The following is a 14,920-nucleotide window of genomic DNA, read 5'->3' as shown; positions in this document are numbered from 1 at the left end:
GGCGCGGCGCGCATCCCAAACAGTTCAAACTTTATCCTGGTATCAGTACTGTTATAATAGCTTCATGGATGCCGTGACCCATTCCCCCGAGGACAGCCGCCGCCGCGAGCTTGGCGCTTTCCTGCGTTCACGCCGTGAGAGGCTGTCGCCCGCCGACATTGGCATCGCGACCGGCGCCAGGCGGCGCACGCCCGGACTGAGGCGCGAGGAAGTGGCGATGATCGCCGGCGTCGGCACCACCTGGTACACCTGGCTGGAGCAGGGCAGGGACGTGCGGCCGTCGGTGGAAGTGCTGACGGCGCTCTCAGAGGCGCTGCGCCTCGATGCCGTCGAGAAGCGGCATCTGTTCATTCTCGCCGGCCGCCAGCAGCCCGAGCGTCGGGTGGCGGTGCCCGAAGGGGTCGATGGGACGCTGCTGCATATGTTGCAAAGCCTCGTCCTGCAGCCGGCCTATGTGGTTGGCCGGCGCTGGGACGTGCTGGCCTGGAACGATGCGGCGGTTGCCGTGTTCGGCGACTACGGCCTGCTGGAGGGCGATGCCCGCAACATCGTGCATCTGGTGTTCACCAGCCCGCACCACCGCCGGCTGCTGGTCGACTGGGAAGAGCTTGCCAGAGTGGTGCTCGCTTCGTTTCGCGCCGAGAGCGCCAAATATGTCGGCGATCCGGATTTCGAACGGCTTATCGCGCTGATGATGCGCTCCAGCCCGGAGTTCCGCGACTGGTGGCCGCGGCGAGACGTGGCGCGACGGCTGACCGGGGTGAAGCATGTCCGCCACCCCACCGCCGGCGCGATGGCCTTCGAGCATATGAGCCTGTCGATCGACGACGGCTCGGACATGCGGCTGATCGTCTACACGCCGTTGCCTGAGCAGAACTCGGTTGCGAAATTGCAGAAATTGCTTGAGGGGCTTCCGGCCGAGCGGCGCAGCGCTTGAGGTTGGTTGGTCGCAGGCCCATCGGCTTCGTCATCCACGGGCGGAGCGGGAGCGAAGCGGACGCGGAGACCCGAGGATCCATTCCGTTACCTTTGCCGTGGGGTGCAGCGGTGCAGAATTCTGGACGGTAGCGGCGCTCCGAGGTCACGGAATGGATCCTCGGGTCTGCGCTGCGTCGCTACGCTCCTTGCTCCGCCCGTGGATGACGAAGCTGAGTGGCTTCGGCCAATCTCCAAGGGCAGCAACAACCAAACGGCTCGCAAGTTGTTCCGGCCCGCTGAGCTGGTATGACGAGACGCTAGCCCTTCGGCTTCAAGCCATCGAGGAACAACTGCTCGAGGAACCTTGCAGCGTCCTCGAAGCGGCCGTCGCCGCCGCGGTCGGGACCGAGCACGGCGCGCACCTGGACGTCGAAATCGGCGTAGTGCTGGGTTGTTGCCCAGATCGAGAAGATGAGGTGCCACGGATCGGTGCGGGCGATCTTGCCGGCGCGCATCCAGCCCTTGATGACGGCGGCCTTCTCGTCGACCAGCGTCTTCAGCTCGCCCTCCAGCATCGGCATGATGCGCGGCGCGCCTTGCAGAATCTCGTTGGCGAAGAGCCGGCTTTCGCGCGGAAAATCGCGCGCCATTTCGAGCTTGCGGCGGATGTAGCTCCTGAGCTCGGTCATCGGATCGCCGATGTCGTCCAGCTCGCGGAGCGGCGCCAGCCAGGTGTCGAGCAGCCGCTGCATCAACGTCTCGTGAATGTCTTCCTTGCGGCGGAAATAATAGAGAAGGTTCGGCTTCGACATGCCGGCGGCTTCGGCGATTTGGTCGATGGTCGAGCCACGAAAGCCGTTGGTGGAGAAGACTTCGAGCGCGGCCTCGAGGATGAGTTCGCGCTTTTCCTGCTGGATGCGGGTGCGGCGGGGAGCTGAGCCTTCCATCGTGTCCGTCATCCTTGCCAGTCGTCGCCGTTCGGCCTCTCTGGACCAATTCTCTGGACCAGTTTTTCTTCGGGCCGTGGAGCGCGCTTTTGATGCCGCATTTCCGTTAGTAGTCCCTTGACCGCCGACAGGGCGGTGCTAACGTTTGTCCAACCGGTCAAAATTTTGCGTAGCACGAAAACGCAACGAAGACCAAGCCTTGGGAAGACCAAGCGTTAGCGCACCGAAACAGGCTACAAGGGGAATTCTTGGTCATGTCCAACCGGCTGAAAGTCACGCCGAACGATCTCAGCGCATTCTGGATGCCGTTCACGGCAAACCGGCAGTTCAAGCAGGCGCCGCGCATGTTCGTGTCCGCCAAGGACATGCACTACACGACGAGCGACGGCCGCAAGGTGCTCGACGGCACCGCCGGCCTCTGGTGCGTCAACGCCGGCCACTGCCGGCCGAAGATCACTGAGGCCATTCAGCAGCAGGCCGCCGAACTCGACTATGCGCCGGCCTTCCAGATGGGCCACCCGATCGTGTTCGAGCTGGCGAACCGCCTGGTCGATATCGCGCCGAAGGGCATGGACCACGTCTTTTTCACCAATTCCGGTTCGGAATCGGTCGAAACCGCGCTGAAGATGGCGATCGCGTACCACCGCGTCAGGGGCGAGGGCTCGCGCACTCGCCTCATTGGCCGCGAGCGCGGCTATCACGGCGTCAATTTCGGCGGCATCTCCGTCGGCGGCATCGTCAGCAACCGCAAGATGTTCGGCACGCTGCTCGGCGGCGTCGATCATCTGCCGCACACGCATCTGCCGGAGCAGAACGCCTTCTCGAAGGGCGTGCCGGAGCATGGCGCCGAGCTGGCGAACGATCTCGAGCGCCTCGTCACCTTGCATGACGCTTCGACCATCGCGGCCGTCATCGTCGAGCCGGTCGCGGGCTCGACCGGCGTCATCCTGCCGCCGAAGGGTTATCTGCAGAAACTTCGGGAAATCTGCACCAAGCACGGCATATTGTTGATTTTTGATGAAGTGATCACTGGTTTCGGCCGTCTTGGCGCGCCGTTCGCGGCGGATTATTTCGGCGTCACGCCCGATATCATGACCACGGCAAAGGGTGTCTCCAACGGCGTCATCCCGATGGGCGCGGTGTTCGTCAAGAAGGAGATCCACGACGCCTTCATGACCGGCCCCGAGCACATGATCGAGTTCTTTCACGGCTACACCTATTCGGGTAACCCGATCGCCTGTGCCGCGGCGCTGGGCACTTTAGACACCTACAAGGAAGAGGGCCTGCTGACCCGCGGCGAGGAGCTCTCGTCCTACTGGGAAGACGCGCTGCACTCGCTGAAGGGCGAGCCGCATGTCATCGACATCCGCAACATCGGCCTGATCGGCGCGATCGAGCTGGCGCCGATCGCCGGAAGCCCGACCAAGCGGGCCTTCTCGGCCTTCGTCAAGGCGTTCGAGCGCGGCGCGCTGATCCGCACCACCGGTGACATCATCGCGCTGTCGCCTCCGCTGATCATCACCAAGGGCCAGATCAACGAACTGATCGACCATGTCAGGGACGTTCTGCGCTCGATAGACTAAACTGCTTCCGGCCGGGCGGCGTCGGGAACTGCCGCCCGGCCGGAGACGTGAATGAGAGGACTTTCAATGGCCGCCCCCGGCGAGAATCTGCGAGTGAATTCAGACCGTTTGTGGGACTCCATCATGGAGATGGCGAAGATTGGTCCCGGCATTGCCGGCGGCAACAATCGCCAGACGCTGACCGATTCCGACAAGCAGGGCCGCGAGCTGTTCAAGTCCTGGTGCGACCAGGCCGGGCTCGCCATGGGCGTGGACCAGATGGGCACCATGTTCATGACGCGGGCCGGCACCGATCCGGACGCGCTGCCGGTCTATGTCGGCTCCCACCTCGATACCCAGCCGACCGGCGGCAAATATGACGGCGTGCTCGGTGTGCTCTCTGGCCTGGAAGTCGTGCGCTCGCTCAACGATCTCGGCATCAAGACCAAGCATCCGATCGTCGTCACCAACTGGACGAACGAAGAGGGCGCGCGCTTCGCGCCGGCCATGCTTGCCTCCGGCGTGTTCGCCGGCGTGCACAGCCAAGACTACGCCTATGCTCGCAAGGATCTCGACGGCCTGACCTTCGGCGACGAGTTGAAGCGGATCGGCTGGGTGGGCGACGAGAAGGTCGGCGCGCGCAAGATGCACGCCTATTTCGAATACCATATCGAGCAGGGGCCGATCCTGGAGACCGAGAACAAGCAGATCGGCGTGGTGACCCACTGCCAGGGGCTGTGGTGGCTGGAATTCACGCTGACCGGCAGGGAAGCGCATACCGGCTCGACGCCCATGAACATGCGCGTCAATGCGGGGCTCGCCATGGCGCGCATCCTGGAGATGGTGCAGACGGTCGCCATGGAGAACCAGCCCGGCGCCGTCGGCGGTGTCGGCCAGGTGAAGTTCTCGCCGAATTCGCGCAACGTGCTGCCGGGCACGGTGATCTTCACCGTCGACATCCGCTCGCCGGACCAGGCGAAGCTCGACGGCATGCGCGCCCGCATCGAGAAGGAAGCGCCGAAGATCTGCGAGCCGCTCGGGGTGAAATGCTCGGTCGAGGCGGTCGGCCATTTCGATCCGGTGACGTTCGATCCGACGCTGGTCGGCCGCGTGCGCACGGCGGCGGAGAAGCTGGGCTACAGCCACATGAATCTCATTTCCGGCGCCGGTCACGACGCCTGCTGGGCGGCCAAGGTGGCGCCGGCGACGATGGTCATGTGCCCCTGCGTCGGCGGGCTAAGCCACAACGAGGCCGAGGACATCTCCAAGGAATGGGCGGCGGCGGGCGCCGACGTGCTGTTCCACGCGGTGGTCGAAACGGCGGGAATCGTCGAATGATCGGCTAGACCAATCACCTCCCAAAACACCGCTCGCAAAGAAGCGCGAAAGATCAGGGGAACAAGAGAATGACCAAAGTCATCAAGAACGGCACCATCGTCACGGCCGACCGCACCTGGAAGGCGGACGTGGTGTTCAGCCACGGCAAGATCATCGCCATCGGCTCGGGTCTGCATGGCGATCACGAGTTCGACGCCACCGGCTGCTATGTCATGCCGGGCGGCATCGATCCGCACACCCATCTCGAAATGCCTTTCATGGGCACCTATTCGGCCGACGATTTCGAGTCCGGCACGCGCGCCGCGCTCTCCGGCGGCACGACCATGGTGGTCGATTTCTGCCTGCCGGCGCCGCAGCAGTCGCTGCTCGAAGCGCTGCAGATGTGGGACAACAAGACCTCGAAGGCGGCTTGCGACTATTCCTTCCACATGGCTATCACCTGGTGGGGCAAGCAGGTGTTCGACGAGATGGCGACCGTCGTCGACAGGGGCATCACCTCGTTCAAGCACTTCATGGCCTATAAGGGCGCGCTGATGGTCGACGACGACGAGATGTATGCGTCGTTCCAGCGCTGCGCCGACCTCGGCGCGCTACCGCTGGTGCACGCCGAGAACGGCGACGTGGTCGCGGCGCTTTCGCAGAAGCTGCTTGCCGCCGGCAACAACGGCCCCGAAGGTCATGCCTATTCGCGTCCGCCGGAAGTGGAGGGCGAGGCGACAAACCGCGCCATCATGATCGCCGACATGGCCGGCGTGCCGCTCTATGTCGTGCATGTCTCCTGCGAGCAGAGCCACGAGGCCATCCGCCGCGCCCGCCAGAAGGGCATGCGGGTGTTCGGCGAGCCGCTGATCCAGCACCTGACGCTCGACGAAACCGAATATTTCAACAAGGACTGGGACCATGCGGCGCGCCGTGTGATGAGCCCGCCTTTCCGCAGCAAGTGGCACCAGGATTCGCTGTGGGCTGGCCTGCAGGCCGGCTCGCTGCAGGTGGTGGCGACCGACCATTGCTCCTTCACCACCAAGCAGAAGCGCAACGGCATCGGCGACTTCACCAAGATCCCGAACGGCACCGGCGGCCTCGAGGACCGCTTGCCCATCCTGTGGACCACTGGCGTCAACACTGGTCGGCTGACGATGAACGAGTTCGTCGCGGTGACCTCGACCAACATCGCCAAGATCCTCAACATGTATCCGAAGAAGGGCGCGATCGTCGAAGGTGCTGATGCCGACATCGTGGTCTGGGATCCGAAGCGCAAGAAGACGATCACGGCCAAGAAGCAGCAGTCCGTGATCGACTACAACGTCTTCGAAGGTTTCGAGGTGACCGGCCTGCCGCGCTTCGTCTTCTCGCGCGGCGAGCTGTCGATCGAGGAGGCGGACGTCAAGGCCAAGATCGGCCATGGCGAGTTCGTCGCCCGCGAGCCGAACGCAGCGGTCAACCGGGCGCTGTCGACCTGGAAGGAGATTTCCGCACCGCGCAAGGTGGAGCGGTCCGGCATTCCGGCGACGGGAGTTTAAGCGTGCGCGCCATTTATCTCGTAGTCACGGCCGCCGCGCTGCTGGCTGCCGGCCAGGCATTCGCCGCGGGCATTGATCTCAGCAAGCCCTATGGCGACAAGTATGGCTGCATCAACAGAAACGGCCAGGAAGTCGCCGCCGATCGGATGCTGCTTTTGACCGACAAGGAACTGATCACGGCCGCCAGCGCCTGCACCTTCAGCGACAAGCAGACTCAGGCCGACGGATCACTTGTGGTGCAAGCACAATGCGAGGCGGAAGGCGAAGAGGGGCAGGCGCCGATCAAGTTCACCATCAAGCGCAGCAAAAAGAATGCGAAGAAGCTGGTGGTGACCGACGAAGGCGGCAATGTGATGGGCGAAGTCTCCCGGTGCAAATAACGGCGAGAGCCCATCCTTCAGCTTCAGGCAACCAGCGCATCCAATTCCGGCAGCAGGACGACGCTTTCCTGCTCGTTGGGATCGGTGCGGGCAATGACGGCCGAAGATGGCGCGCCGCTCAGATTGGCGGGCAGGTGCGGCACGCCGGCCGGAATGTAGAAGAGGTCGCCGGCCTTGACGACGATGTGGTGCTCGAGCCGGCCGCCATACCAGGTGTGCACTTCGCCGGAGAGCACGTAGATCGCCGTCTCGTGGTTCTCATGCATGTGCGCCTTGGCGCGGGCGCCGGGCGGCATGGTCAGGAGATGCATGCAGATGCCGGAGGAACCGACCGTTTCGGCGGCAATGCCGGCGAAATAGCTCAGCCCCTGCTTGCCTTCATAAGTGCTTTCAGGGCGAATAAGATGACAAGCGGGTTTAGGCGCATCGGCAAGGCTCCGGGCGTCGATCGAGTGGGACTGGACGAGTGGAAAGCAACATCAACGCAAAAGCAACGGGATTTCATCCTGCACGGCAGCGGCTGCGAAAGGCAGGTTTCTGCCAATGAGCGGACAGTCGCCAGCCGTCGTTTCGGCAAGCAAGCTTGGCCTCACCTTTCAGACCAGTGACGGTCCGGTGCAGGCGCTGTCCAATGTCGATCTCACCATCGGCAAGGGCGAGTTCGTCTCCTTCATCGGCCCCTCCGGCTGCGGCAAGACGACCTTGCTGCGCGTCATCGCGGACCTGGAGAAGCCGACCTCGGGAGCGATCTCCGTCAACGGAATTTCGCCGGAGCAGGCGCGCGAGAAACGCGCCTACGGCTACGTCTTCCAGGCGGCGGCGCTTTTTCCCTGGCGCACGATCGAACGCAACGTGGCGCTGCCGCTGGAGATCATCGGCCTCAGCCAGGCCGAGCAGGCTGAGCGCATCAAGCGCACCATGGAGCTCGTCAACCTCTCCGGCTTCGAGAAGAAGTATCCCTGGCAGCTTTCCGGCGGCATGCAGCAGCGCGCCTCGATCGCGCGCGCGCTCGCCTTCGACGCCGACCTGCTTCTGATGGACGAGCCGTTCGGCGCGCTCGACGAGATCGTGCGCGACCATTTGAACGAACAGCTTCTTTCTCTCTGGGGCCGGACCAACAAGACGATCTGCTTCGTAACCCATTCGATCCCCGAGGCGGTCTATCTCTCGACACGCATCGTGGTGATGTCGCCGCGGCCCGGCCGCGTCACCGACGTCATCGAATCGACGCTGCCGAGGCGCCGGCCGCTCGACATCCGCGAGACGCCGGAATTCCTGGCGATCGCCGCCCGCGTGCGCGATGGGTTGAGGGCGGGGCACAGCTATGAGGATTGAGGGGGTGGCGGATACGCGCCCTCCTCTCCCCGTCGGGGAGAGGGTGGCCGCGCAGCGGCCGGGTGAGGGGGCGGCCAATCGCGATTTCGTCATCCTAGGGCGGAGCGACGCGAAGCGGAGCGCAGACCCTAGGATCCATGCCGTGACCTCGGCGGAAGGGTCAAAACGGCGGAGAAAATGCGCCCGAGGCGCAGCGCTGGGAATCATGTTCGGCACCGCTGTGGAACGTCCAGGTAACGGCATGGATCCTAGGGTCTGCGCCGCGTCGCTTCGCTCCTTGCTTCGCCCTAGGATGACGAAAAGAACGAACGCCGCGGCACAGAAAGCGAAGGCACCCGGCCTTCGCTTCGCTCCGGCCACCCTCTCCCCGGTGGGGAGAGGAGGAGGGAGCCGCTGATGGACTCCTTCCGTTCCAGGATCATCCCGGTAACCACGATCCTCGCTGGCGTGGTCGTCCTCTGGTATGTCTTCGCCGTCATCCTCAACGCGCCGTTCCAGCGCGACCTCGACCAGAGGGCCAACGAAACACCCGGCACAGTCGAATTCATCGGCAAGACTTTGTCGCAGCCGAAGCCGACGCTGCCGGCGCCGCATCAGGTGGCGGTGAACTTCTTCGAGAACACTTTTCTGCGCAGCGTCACCTCGAACCGCAGCCTGGTCTACAATGCCTGGGTGACGCTGTCCTCGACGCTGCTCGGCTTTGCCTTCGGCACCGCACTCGGCATCGTGATTGCGGTCGGCATCGTGCATGTGACGACGCTCGACCGCAGCTTGATGCCGTGGATCATCGCCTCGCAGACCATTCCGATCCTGGCGGTGGCGCCGATGATCATCGTGGTGCTGGCCGCGGTCGGCATCACCGGGCTGATCCCGAAGGCGCTGATCTCGACCTATCTGTCGTTCTTCCCGGTTGCAGTGGGCATGGTGAAGGGGCTGCGCTCGCCCGAGATCATGCATCTCGACCTGATGCACACCTATAATGCCAGCCGCTCGCAGACCTTCTGGAAGCTCAGGGTACCGGCCTCGGTGCCGTTCCTGTTCACCTCGATGAAGGTTGCGGTGGCGGCGAGCCTCGTCGGCGCGATCGTCGGCGAACTGCCGACGGGCGCGGTCGCCGGCATCGGCGCCAAGCTTTTGTCCGGCGCCTATTACAGCCAGACCATCGATATCTGGTCGGCGCTGGTCGCAGGCTCCGTGGTCGCGGCGCTGCTGGTCATGGTGGTCGGCATCGCCGGCCGGCTCGTCGACCGCGCCATGGGCGGGAGGCCGGCATGACCTGGCTGAAACCGTCCTGGCAAGCTGTGCTGGCGATCCTCTTTTGCCTCGTCGCATTGGCGCTCGGTGCGATGTCGAAGCCGGAAGCGGCTGCGCTCGCGCAACCCACGGCGACGACCATCTACCCGTATATGGGCACGAAGGGGCTGATCCTCGGATTGCTGCTGATCGCGGCATTGGTCTCGGCGGTCAGGCTCGCGCCTGTCGTCGAGGCGGCCGTGCTGTTCATCGGCGCGCATATCGCGGCCTGGCTGCTGATCAAGGGCATCGCCGGCTTCGAGGGCACGGCGCTGGCGCCCTATTTCCTGGCTCTCGCCGCCGCCTGGCTGCTGGCCTGGCGCTGCGTCGCCCTCTTGTCTTCGCTAAGGCCCGCAGCCAATGGGGCGAAGACTGCCCTGCGCCTGATCATCCCGGCGATCTTCGGCGCCTGGATACTGATCATCTGGGAAGCGGTGACGCGCGGCGCCGGAATCCCGTTCATCCTTTTGCCGCCGCCGAGCGCCATCGGCGCGCGCATCGCCAACTCGTTGCCGATCCTGGGATCGGATGTGCGGCAGACGATCTTCAAGGCGGTGCTGATCGGCTACATCGTCGGCAATCTCGCCGGCTTCGTCGTCGCCATCCTCGCCGATCGCGTGCCGTTCCTCAGGCGTGGGCTGCTGCCGATCGGCAACATGGTGTCGGCGCTGCCGATCATCGGCGTCGCCCCGATCATGGTCATGTGGTTCGGCTTCGACTGGCCGTCCAAGGCGGCGGTCGTCATCATCATGACCTTCTTCCCGATGCTGGTGAACACGGTGGCCGGGCTCGCCGCCTCCGGCCATATGGAGCGCGATTTGATGCGCACCTATGCGTCGGGCTACTGGCCGACGCTCTTGAAACTCAGGCTGCCGGCGGCAATGCCGTTCATCTTCAATGCGCTGAAGATCAATTCGACGCTGGCGCTGATCGGCGCCATCGTCGCGGAGTTCTTCGGCACGCCGGTGGTGGGCATGGGATTCCGCATTTCGACCGAAGTCGGGCGGATGAACATCGACATGGTTTGGGCCGAAATCGCAGTTGCAGCACTGGCGGGTTCGGTCTTTTATGGCGTGGTCGCTCTCGTCGAGAGAGCCGTCACGTTTTGGCATCCCTCTGTCCGTGGTGGATAGGGGCGGTGGGTTTGGGTGATAACTTCAGAGGGTAAAAACATGAAAAGACTGGTAATTTCTGCTTTGGCCGGGGCGATGTCGCTGGCCGCTTTCCAGGCGATGGCCGCCGACAAGGTGACGCTGCAGCTGAAATGGGTCACGCAGGCCCAGTTCGCCGGCTACTATGTCGCCAAGGCCAAGGGTTTCTATGACGCCGAGGGCCTCGACGTCGACATCAAGCCGGGCGGTCCGGACATCGCGCCGGAGCAGGTGATCGCCGGCGGCGGCGCCGACGTGATCGTCGACTGGATGGGCGGCGCGCTCGCCGCGCGCGAGAAGGGCGTGCCGCTGGTCAACATCGCCCAGCCTTTCAAGAAGGCCGGCATGGAGCTGGTCTGCCCGAAGGACGGCCCGATCAAGACCGAAGCGGACTTCAAGGGCCATACGCTGGGCGTCTGGTTCTTCGGCAACGAATATCCGTTCTATGCCTGGATGAACAAGCTCGGCCTCAAGACCGAGGGCGGTCCGGACGGAGTCACGGTGCTGAAGCAGAGCTTCGACGTGCAGCCGCTGATCCAGAAGCAAGCTGACTGCATCTCGGTCATGACCTACAACGAGTACTGGCAGCTGATCGACGCCGGCTACAAGCCGGAGCAACTCACCGTCTTCAACTACTCGGCCATGGGCAACGACCTGCTCGAGGACGGGCTCTATGCGCTGGAAGACAAGCTCAAGGATCCGGCCTTCGAGGACAAGATGGTGCGCTTCGTGCGCGCCTCGATGAAGGGCTGGAAATACGCCGTCGACAATTCGGACGAGGCGGCCGGCATCGTCATGGACAATGGCGGCCAGGACGAGAACCACCAGAAGCGCATGATGGGCGAAGTCGCCAAGCTGATCGACAATGCCGACGGCAAGCTCGATCCGGCGACCTATGAGCGCACCGCCAAGGCGCTGCTCGACCAGAAGATCATCGCCAAGGAGCCCTCGGGCGCCTACACGACGGCGATCACCGACAAGGCGATCAAGTAAGATCGGGCCTTGATGGCGGCATCGAAAGGGGCGGGCGACCGCCCCTTTTTGTTGGCGCTGGTAAAATATGCGTGTGTCCGGATACAAAGCGCCTGCCAACCGTTGCAGTAGAGTCCGCGCGCCGGGGAGCGGTGGCGGACGCATTAGCCAAACGGAGGTCCTTCAATGCGCATCCAAGCCTTGCCGCTGCTTTCGGCGCTAGCCGTCTCGACCGCTTTCCTGCTCGCATCGCCGGCCATGGCCGAGACGATGAAGTTCAAGGCGACGCTCGATGGTGGCCAGCAAACCCCGCCCGTCACCACCAAGGGCAAGGGAACTGCTACATTCACCTTCAACACCACCAGCAAGAAGCTCAGCTGGAACGTCAAATATTCCGGCCTCAGCGGGCCGGCGGCGGCCGCTCACATTCACGGCCCGGCCGCAATGGGTCAAAGCGCGGATCCGGTAATCCCGTTCAAGAAGCTAAAGAGCCCGATCAAGGGATCGGCGACGCTGACCGACGCGCAAGCGGCCGATCTTGAGGCCGGCAAGTATTACGTCAATGTCCACACGAAGGCTAATCCGGACGGCGAGATACGCGGGCAGATCGAAAAGGCTGGCGCATCGATGTAGCGGACTTTCCGCAGGCAGGAACGAGGCGGCAAAACCGCCTCGTTCGAGTCACGACTTGTCGCGGATCTGGGTCAGCGTGCGGGTCGGCGTGATCGCTTCGGGATCGAGCCTGATCTCGACGATTGCCGGCTTACCGCTGGCGCGCGCACGTTCGAACGCAGGCGCGAAGTCTTCGGTCTTTTCGACCGTCTCGCCATGGCCGCCATAAGCGCGGGCAAGGGCGGCGAAGTCCGGGTTCTTCAGATCGGTTGCGACGACGCGGTTTGGATATTCCCGTTCCTGATGCATGCGGATGGTGCCGTAGATGCCGTTGTTGACGACCACTACGATGATCGGCAGGTCATATTGGACAGCGGTCGCGAATTCCTGGCCGTTCATCAGGAAGCAGCCGTCGCCGGCGAAGGCAACCACGGTGCGATCAGGGTACAGTGACTTGGCGGCAACGGCCGCAGGCGTGCCGTAGCCCATCGAGCCGGAAGTGGGTGCTGCCTGCGTACCGAAGCGGCGGGTGCGGTAGAAGCGATGCACCCAGGTGGCATAGTTGCCGGCGCCGTTGGTCAGGATGGCGTCCTCAGGGAGCGTCTTGTTCAGATACTCCATGATCGGCCCCATCTGGACCGCGCCTGGGCCGGTCTGCGGCGGCGTCGACCATTCGAGATAGGCGGCATGTGCCTTTTCCGTCTCCTGCGCCCATGAAGGCGTGGCGGCCGGCCTGCGCTTGGCGAACGCCGTGACGAAAGCCGACGGCGAGGCGTTGATCGCCAGCGTCGGGCGGTAGACGCGGCCGAGCTCGCCGGCATCGGCATGGACATGCACCAGCGCCTGGTCGGGATAGGGGCTCTTCAGCAGCGTGTAGTCGGAGGAAGGCATCTCGCCCATGCGCCCGCCGATCAGCAGCACGACGTCGGCCGCCTTGATCTGCGCCGCCAGCTTCGGATTGATGCCGATGCCGACGTCGCCGGCATAGTTCGGGTGAAGATGGTCGAACAGCATCTGGCGACGGAATGAGCAGCCCACCGGCAGCGACCATGCCTCGGCGATCGTGCGCATCTGCGCCACCGCTTGGTCATCCCAGCGCGTGCCGCCGAGAATGACGAACGGTCGCTTTGCGCCGGCAAGCAGCATTTCGAGCGCGTCGAGCTCGGCCTCGCCGGGACGCGTCTCGACCGGCGTGTGCGGAAGCGCTTCCGGCGCCTCGACCTGGCCGGTCAGCATGTCCTCGGGCAGCGAGATGACCACGGGGCCCGGCCGGCCCGAGGTCGCCACCGCGAAGGCGCGGGTGACGAATTCCGGAATGCGCGAGGCGTCGTCGATCTCGACCACCCATTTGGCGATGTCGCCGAAGAAACGCTTGTAGTCGACCTCCTGGAAGGCCTCGCGCTCCTTGGCATGGCTTGCGACCTGGCCGATGAACAGGATGAGTGGCACCGAATCCTGCATGGCGATGTGGATGCCGGCCGAGGCGTTGGTGGCGCCTGGACCGCGGGTGACGAAGCAGATGCCGGGCTTGCCGGTCAGGCGGCCCTGGCAGTCGGCCATCATCGCCGCGCCGCCTTCCTGGCGGCAGACGATGGTGCGGATCGATGAATCATGCAGCGCATCGAGCACCGCCAGATAGGATTCGCCCGGAACGCAGAAGATGCGGTCGGTGCCGTTCGCTTCGAGCGCCTCGACGATCAGTTGTCCGCCGGTCTTCATTTTGCTGATCTCTCCAGTTCGGCAAGGATTTCCTGCGTGTGCTCGCCGAGGCGCGGCGAGGGGCGCTCATAAACGAGCGGCGTGCCGGACATCACCATCGGCGCCCGCACCGAAGGCAGAAGATTGCCATGGCCGTCGTCGAGGTCGAGTCGCATGCCGCGCGCGATCGTCTGCGGGTCGGCGAACATCTGGCCGATCGTGTTGATCGGGCTCGCCGGCACGCTTGCTGCCTCGAGCTTAGCCAAAAGCGGATCGCGATCCCACGTGCTCAGCGTCTCGACAATCAGCTCGCGCAGCTTGGCGCGATTGGCCACTCGGGCGGGGTTGGTGGCGAAGTCAGGATTGGCGGGCAAGTCGGTGAGACCGACCACAGCGCAGAACTTGCCGAACTGGCCGTCATTGCCGACGGCAAGGATGATGTGGCCGTCCCTCACCGGCAGCACCTCGTAAGGCGCAATGTTCATATGGGCGTTGCCCATCTGCACCGGCGACTTGCCGGAGACCAGATAATTGAGGTTCTGGTTGCCGAGCGCCGAGACCTGGCTGTCGAACAGAGCCATGTCGATGTGCTGGCCTTCGCCGGTCTTTTCGGCATGGCGCAGCGCCGCCTGGATGGCGATCACCGAATAGAGACCGGTGAAAAGGTCGGAGATCGCGACGCCCGCCTTCTGCGGCTCCCGACCTGCCTCGCCGGTGATCGACATCATGCCGGCCATCGCCTGGATGATAAAATCGTAGCCCGCGCGCGGTGCGTAAGGGCCGTCCTGGCCGAAGCCGGTGATCGAGCAATAGACGAGGCGCGGATTGATCTTCTTCAGGCTTTCGTAGTCGAGGCCATATTTCTTCAGGCCGCCGAGCTTGAAGTTCTCGATCAGCACGTCGGCAGTGGCGACGAGGCGCCGCAGCGTGTCGGCGCCCTCGGGCTTGGAGAAATCGATGGCGATCGAGCGCTTGCCGCGATTGCAGGAGTGATAATAGGCGGCCGAAAGGTTCTCGCCGTCATGGCTCATGACGAAGGGCGGACCCCATTTGCGGGTATCGTCGCCGCCATCCGGGCTTTCGACCTTGATGACATCGGCGCCGAGATCGGCGAGCAGCTGCCCGGCCCAAGGCCCCGCCAGGATGCGGGCGAGCTCGATAACGCGGATGCCTTTCAGCGGAGGCTCTGTCATG

Annotated in this window: 14 protein-coding genes; 10 read left to right on the top strand and 4 right to left on the bottom strand. The window is 64.0% G+C overall.

The window, feature by feature from the left end; translation table 11 throughout:
* Positions 1 to 64 precede the first annotated feature (64 nt).
* Entirely contained in the window at positions 65 to 937 is an 873-nt protein-coding gene (locus ABID26_RS15800) for a helix-turn-helix transcriptional regulator (RefSeq protein ID WP_292299593.1), read from the top strand.
* Positions 938 to 1,235: 298 nt separating this feature from the next.
* Here ABID26_RS15800 and ABID26_RS15795 read toward each other — a convergent pair whose 3' ends face one another.
* Positions 1,236 to 1,865 carry a TetR family transcriptional regulator C-terminal domain-containing protein gene (locus tag ABID26_RS15795; RefSeq protein ID WP_292299635.1) on the bottom strand — a complete coding sequence of 210 codons (630 nt, stop codon included), beginning with the start codon at positions 1,863 to 1,865 and terminating at the stop codon, positions 1,236 to 1,238.
* 254 nt (positions 1,866 to 2,119) lie between these two features.
* Between ABID26_RS15795 and aptA the strand changes: the two genes are divergently transcribed.
* From aptA to ABID26_RS15775, 4 genes are all read left to right on the top strand, one after another.
* Complete coding sequence (aptA, locus tag ABID26_RS15790; protein WP_292299594.1) at positions 2,120 to 3,448, top strand: omega-aminotransferase AptA; 1,329 nt, start codon at positions 2,120 to 2,122, stop codon at positions 3,446 to 3,448.
* Between the two features lie 66 nt (positions 3,449 to 3,514).
* On the top strand, positions 3,515 to 4,765 hold the full coding sequence (locus ABID26_RS15785; RefSeq protein ID WP_292299636.1) for a Zn-dependent hydrolase: 1,251 nt from the start codon (positions 3,515 to 3,517) through the stop codon (positions 4,763 to 4,765).
* A gap of 68 nt (positions 4,766 to 4,833) precedes the next feature.
* Positions 4,834 to 6,285: a dihydropyrimidinase gene (hydA, locus tag ABID26_RS15780; RefSeq protein WP_126099213.1), complete on the top strand. Its 1,452-nt coding sequence runs from the start codon at positions 4,834 to 4,836 to the stop codon at positions 6,283 to 6,285.
* Positions 6,286 to 6,287: 2 nt separating this feature from the next.
* Positions 6,288 to 6,665 carry a hypothetical protein gene (locus tag ABID26_RS15775; protein WP_126099214.1) on the top strand — a complete coding sequence of 126 codons (378 nt, stop codon included), beginning with the start codon at positions 6,288 to 6,290 and terminating at the stop codon, positions 6,663 to 6,665.
* Between the two features lie 23 nt (positions 6,666 to 6,688).
* Here ABID26_RS15775 and ABID26_RS15770 read toward each other — a convergent pair whose 3' ends face one another.
* Positions 6,689 to 7,114, bottom strand: a complete 426-nt coding sequence (locus ABID26_RS15770) for a cupin domain-containing protein (RefSeq protein WP_354416000.1) — start codon at positions 7,112 to 7,114, stop codon at positions 6,689 to 6,691.
* A 94-nt stretch (positions 7,115 to 7,208) separates the two neighbouring features.
* Between ABID26_RS15770 and ABID26_RS15765 the strand changes: the two genes are divergently transcribed.
* The 5 genes from ABID26_RS15765 to ABID26_RS15745 all read left to right on the top strand — a co-directional run bounded on the left by ABID26_RS15765 (position 7,209) and on the right by ABID26_RS15745 (position 12,049).
* Positions 7,209 to 8,000 (top strand): ABC transporter ATP-binding protein, encoded by a 792-nt coding sequence (locus ABID26_RS15765; protein WP_126099216.1) that lies wholly within the window; start codon positions 7,209 to 7,211, stop codon positions 7,998 to 8,000.
* A 396-nt stretch (positions 8,001 to 8,396) separates the two neighbouring features.
* Entirely contained in the window at positions 8,397 to 9,275 is an 879-nt protein-coding gene (locus ABID26_RS15760; RefSeq protein WP_126099217.1) for an ABC transporter permease, read from the top strand.
* A complete protein-coding gene (locus tag ABID26_RS15755; protein ID WP_126099218.1) occupies positions 9,272 to 10,426 on the top strand; it encodes an ABC transporter permease in 1,155 nt (384 codons plus the stop codon). The genes ABID26_RS15760 and ABID26_RS15755 overlap by 4 nt, the downstream gene beginning before the upstream one ends.
* A gap of 39 nt (positions 10,427 to 10,465) precedes the next feature.
* On the top strand, positions 10,466 to 11,437 hold the full coding sequence (locus tag ABID26_RS15750; protein ID WP_126099219.1) for an ABC transporter substrate-binding protein: 972 nt from the start codon (positions 10,466 to 10,468) through the stop codon (positions 11,435 to 11,437).
* A 165-nt stretch (positions 11,438 to 11,602) separates the two neighbouring features.
* Positions 11,603 to 12,049: a CHRD domain-containing protein gene (locus tag ABID26_RS15745; protein ID WP_126099220.1), complete on the top strand. Its 447-nt coding sequence runs from the start codon at positions 11,603 to 11,605 to the stop codon at positions 12,047 to 12,049.
* 48 nt (positions 12,050 to 12,097) lie between these two features.
* Here ABID26_RS15745 and ABID26_RS15740 read toward each other — a convergent pair whose 3' ends face one another.
* Both ABID26_RS15740 and ABID26_RS15735 read right to left on the bottom strand, forming a co-directional pair.
* On the bottom strand, positions 12,098 to 13,747 hold the full coding sequence (locus ABID26_RS15740; protein ID WP_354415937.1) for a thiamine pyrophosphate-binding protein: 1,650 nt from the start codon (positions 13,745 to 13,747) through the stop codon (positions 12,098 to 12,100).
* Positions 13,744 to 14,919 carry a CaiB/BaiF CoA transferase family protein gene (locus tag ABID26_RS15735; protein WP_126099222.1) on the bottom strand — a complete coding sequence of 392 codons (1,176 nt, stop codon included), beginning with the start codon at positions 14,917 to 14,919 and terminating at the stop codon, positions 13,744 to 13,746. Before ABID26_RS15735 ends, ABID26_RS15740 begins: the two co-directional genes overlap by 4 nt.
* Position 14,920: the final 1 nt, after the last annotated feature.

Origin of the sequence: Mesorhizobium shonense, assembly GCF_040545255.1 — a bacterium.
GTDB classification, from domain to species: domain Bacteria; phylum Pseudomonadota; class Alphaproteobacteria; order Rhizobiales; family Rhizobiaceae; genus Mesorhizobium; species Mesorhizobium shonense.
This window is presented reverse-complemented; position numbering and strand designations above follow the sequence as displayed.

Excerpts from the sequence above, each read along its gene's own strand:
- ABID26_RS15800 (WP_292299593.1), top strand. The coding sequence starts at position 65 with ATGGATGCCGTGACCCATTCCCCCGAGGACAGCCGCCGCCGCGAGCTT.
- ABID26_RS15795 (WP_292299635.1), bottom strand. The coding sequence starts at position 1,865 with ATGGAAGGCTCAGCTCCCCGCCGCACCCGCATCCAGCAGGAAAAGCGC.
- aptA (WP_292299594.1), top strand. The coding sequence starts at position 2,120 with ATGTCCAACCGGCTGAAAGTCACGCCGAACGATCTCAGCGCATTCTGG.
- ABID26_RS15785 (WP_292299636.1), top strand. The coding sequence starts at position 3,515 with ATGGCCGCCCCCGGCGAGAATCTGCGAGTGAATTCAGACCGTTTGTGG.
- hydA (WP_126099213.1), top strand. The coding sequence starts at position 4,834 with ATGACCAAAGTCATCAAGAACGGCACCATCGTCACGGCCGACCGCACC.
- ABID26_RS15765 (WP_126099216.1), top strand. The coding sequence starts at position 7,209 with ATGAGCGGACAGTCGCCAGCCGTCGTTTCGGCAAGCAAGCTTGGCCTC.
- ABID26_RS15760 (WP_126099217.1), top strand. The coding sequence starts at position 8,397 with ATGGACTCCTTCCGTTCCAGGATCATCCCGGTAACCACGATCCTCGCT.
- ABID26_RS15755 (WP_126099218.1), top strand. The coding sequence starts at position 9,272 with ATGACCTGGCTGAAACCGTCCTGGCAAGCTGTGCTGGCGATCCTCTTT.
- ABID26_RS15750 (WP_126099219.1), top strand. The coding sequence starts at position 10,466 with ATGAAAAGACTGGTAATTTCTGCTTTGGCCGGGGCGATGTCGCTGGCC.
- ABID26_RS15745 (WP_126099220.1), top strand. The coding sequence starts at position 11,603 with ATGCGCATCCAAGCCTTGCCGCTGCTTTCGGCGCTAGCCGTCTCGACC.
- ABID26_RS15740 (WP_354415937.1), bottom strand. The coding sequence starts at position 13,747 with ATGAAGACCGGCGGACAACTGATCGTCGAGGCGCTCGAAGCGAACGGC.
- ABID26_RS15735 (WP_126099222.1), bottom strand. The coding sequence starts at position 14,919 with ATGACAGAGCCTCCGCTGAAAGGCATCCGCGTTATCGAGCTCGCCCGC.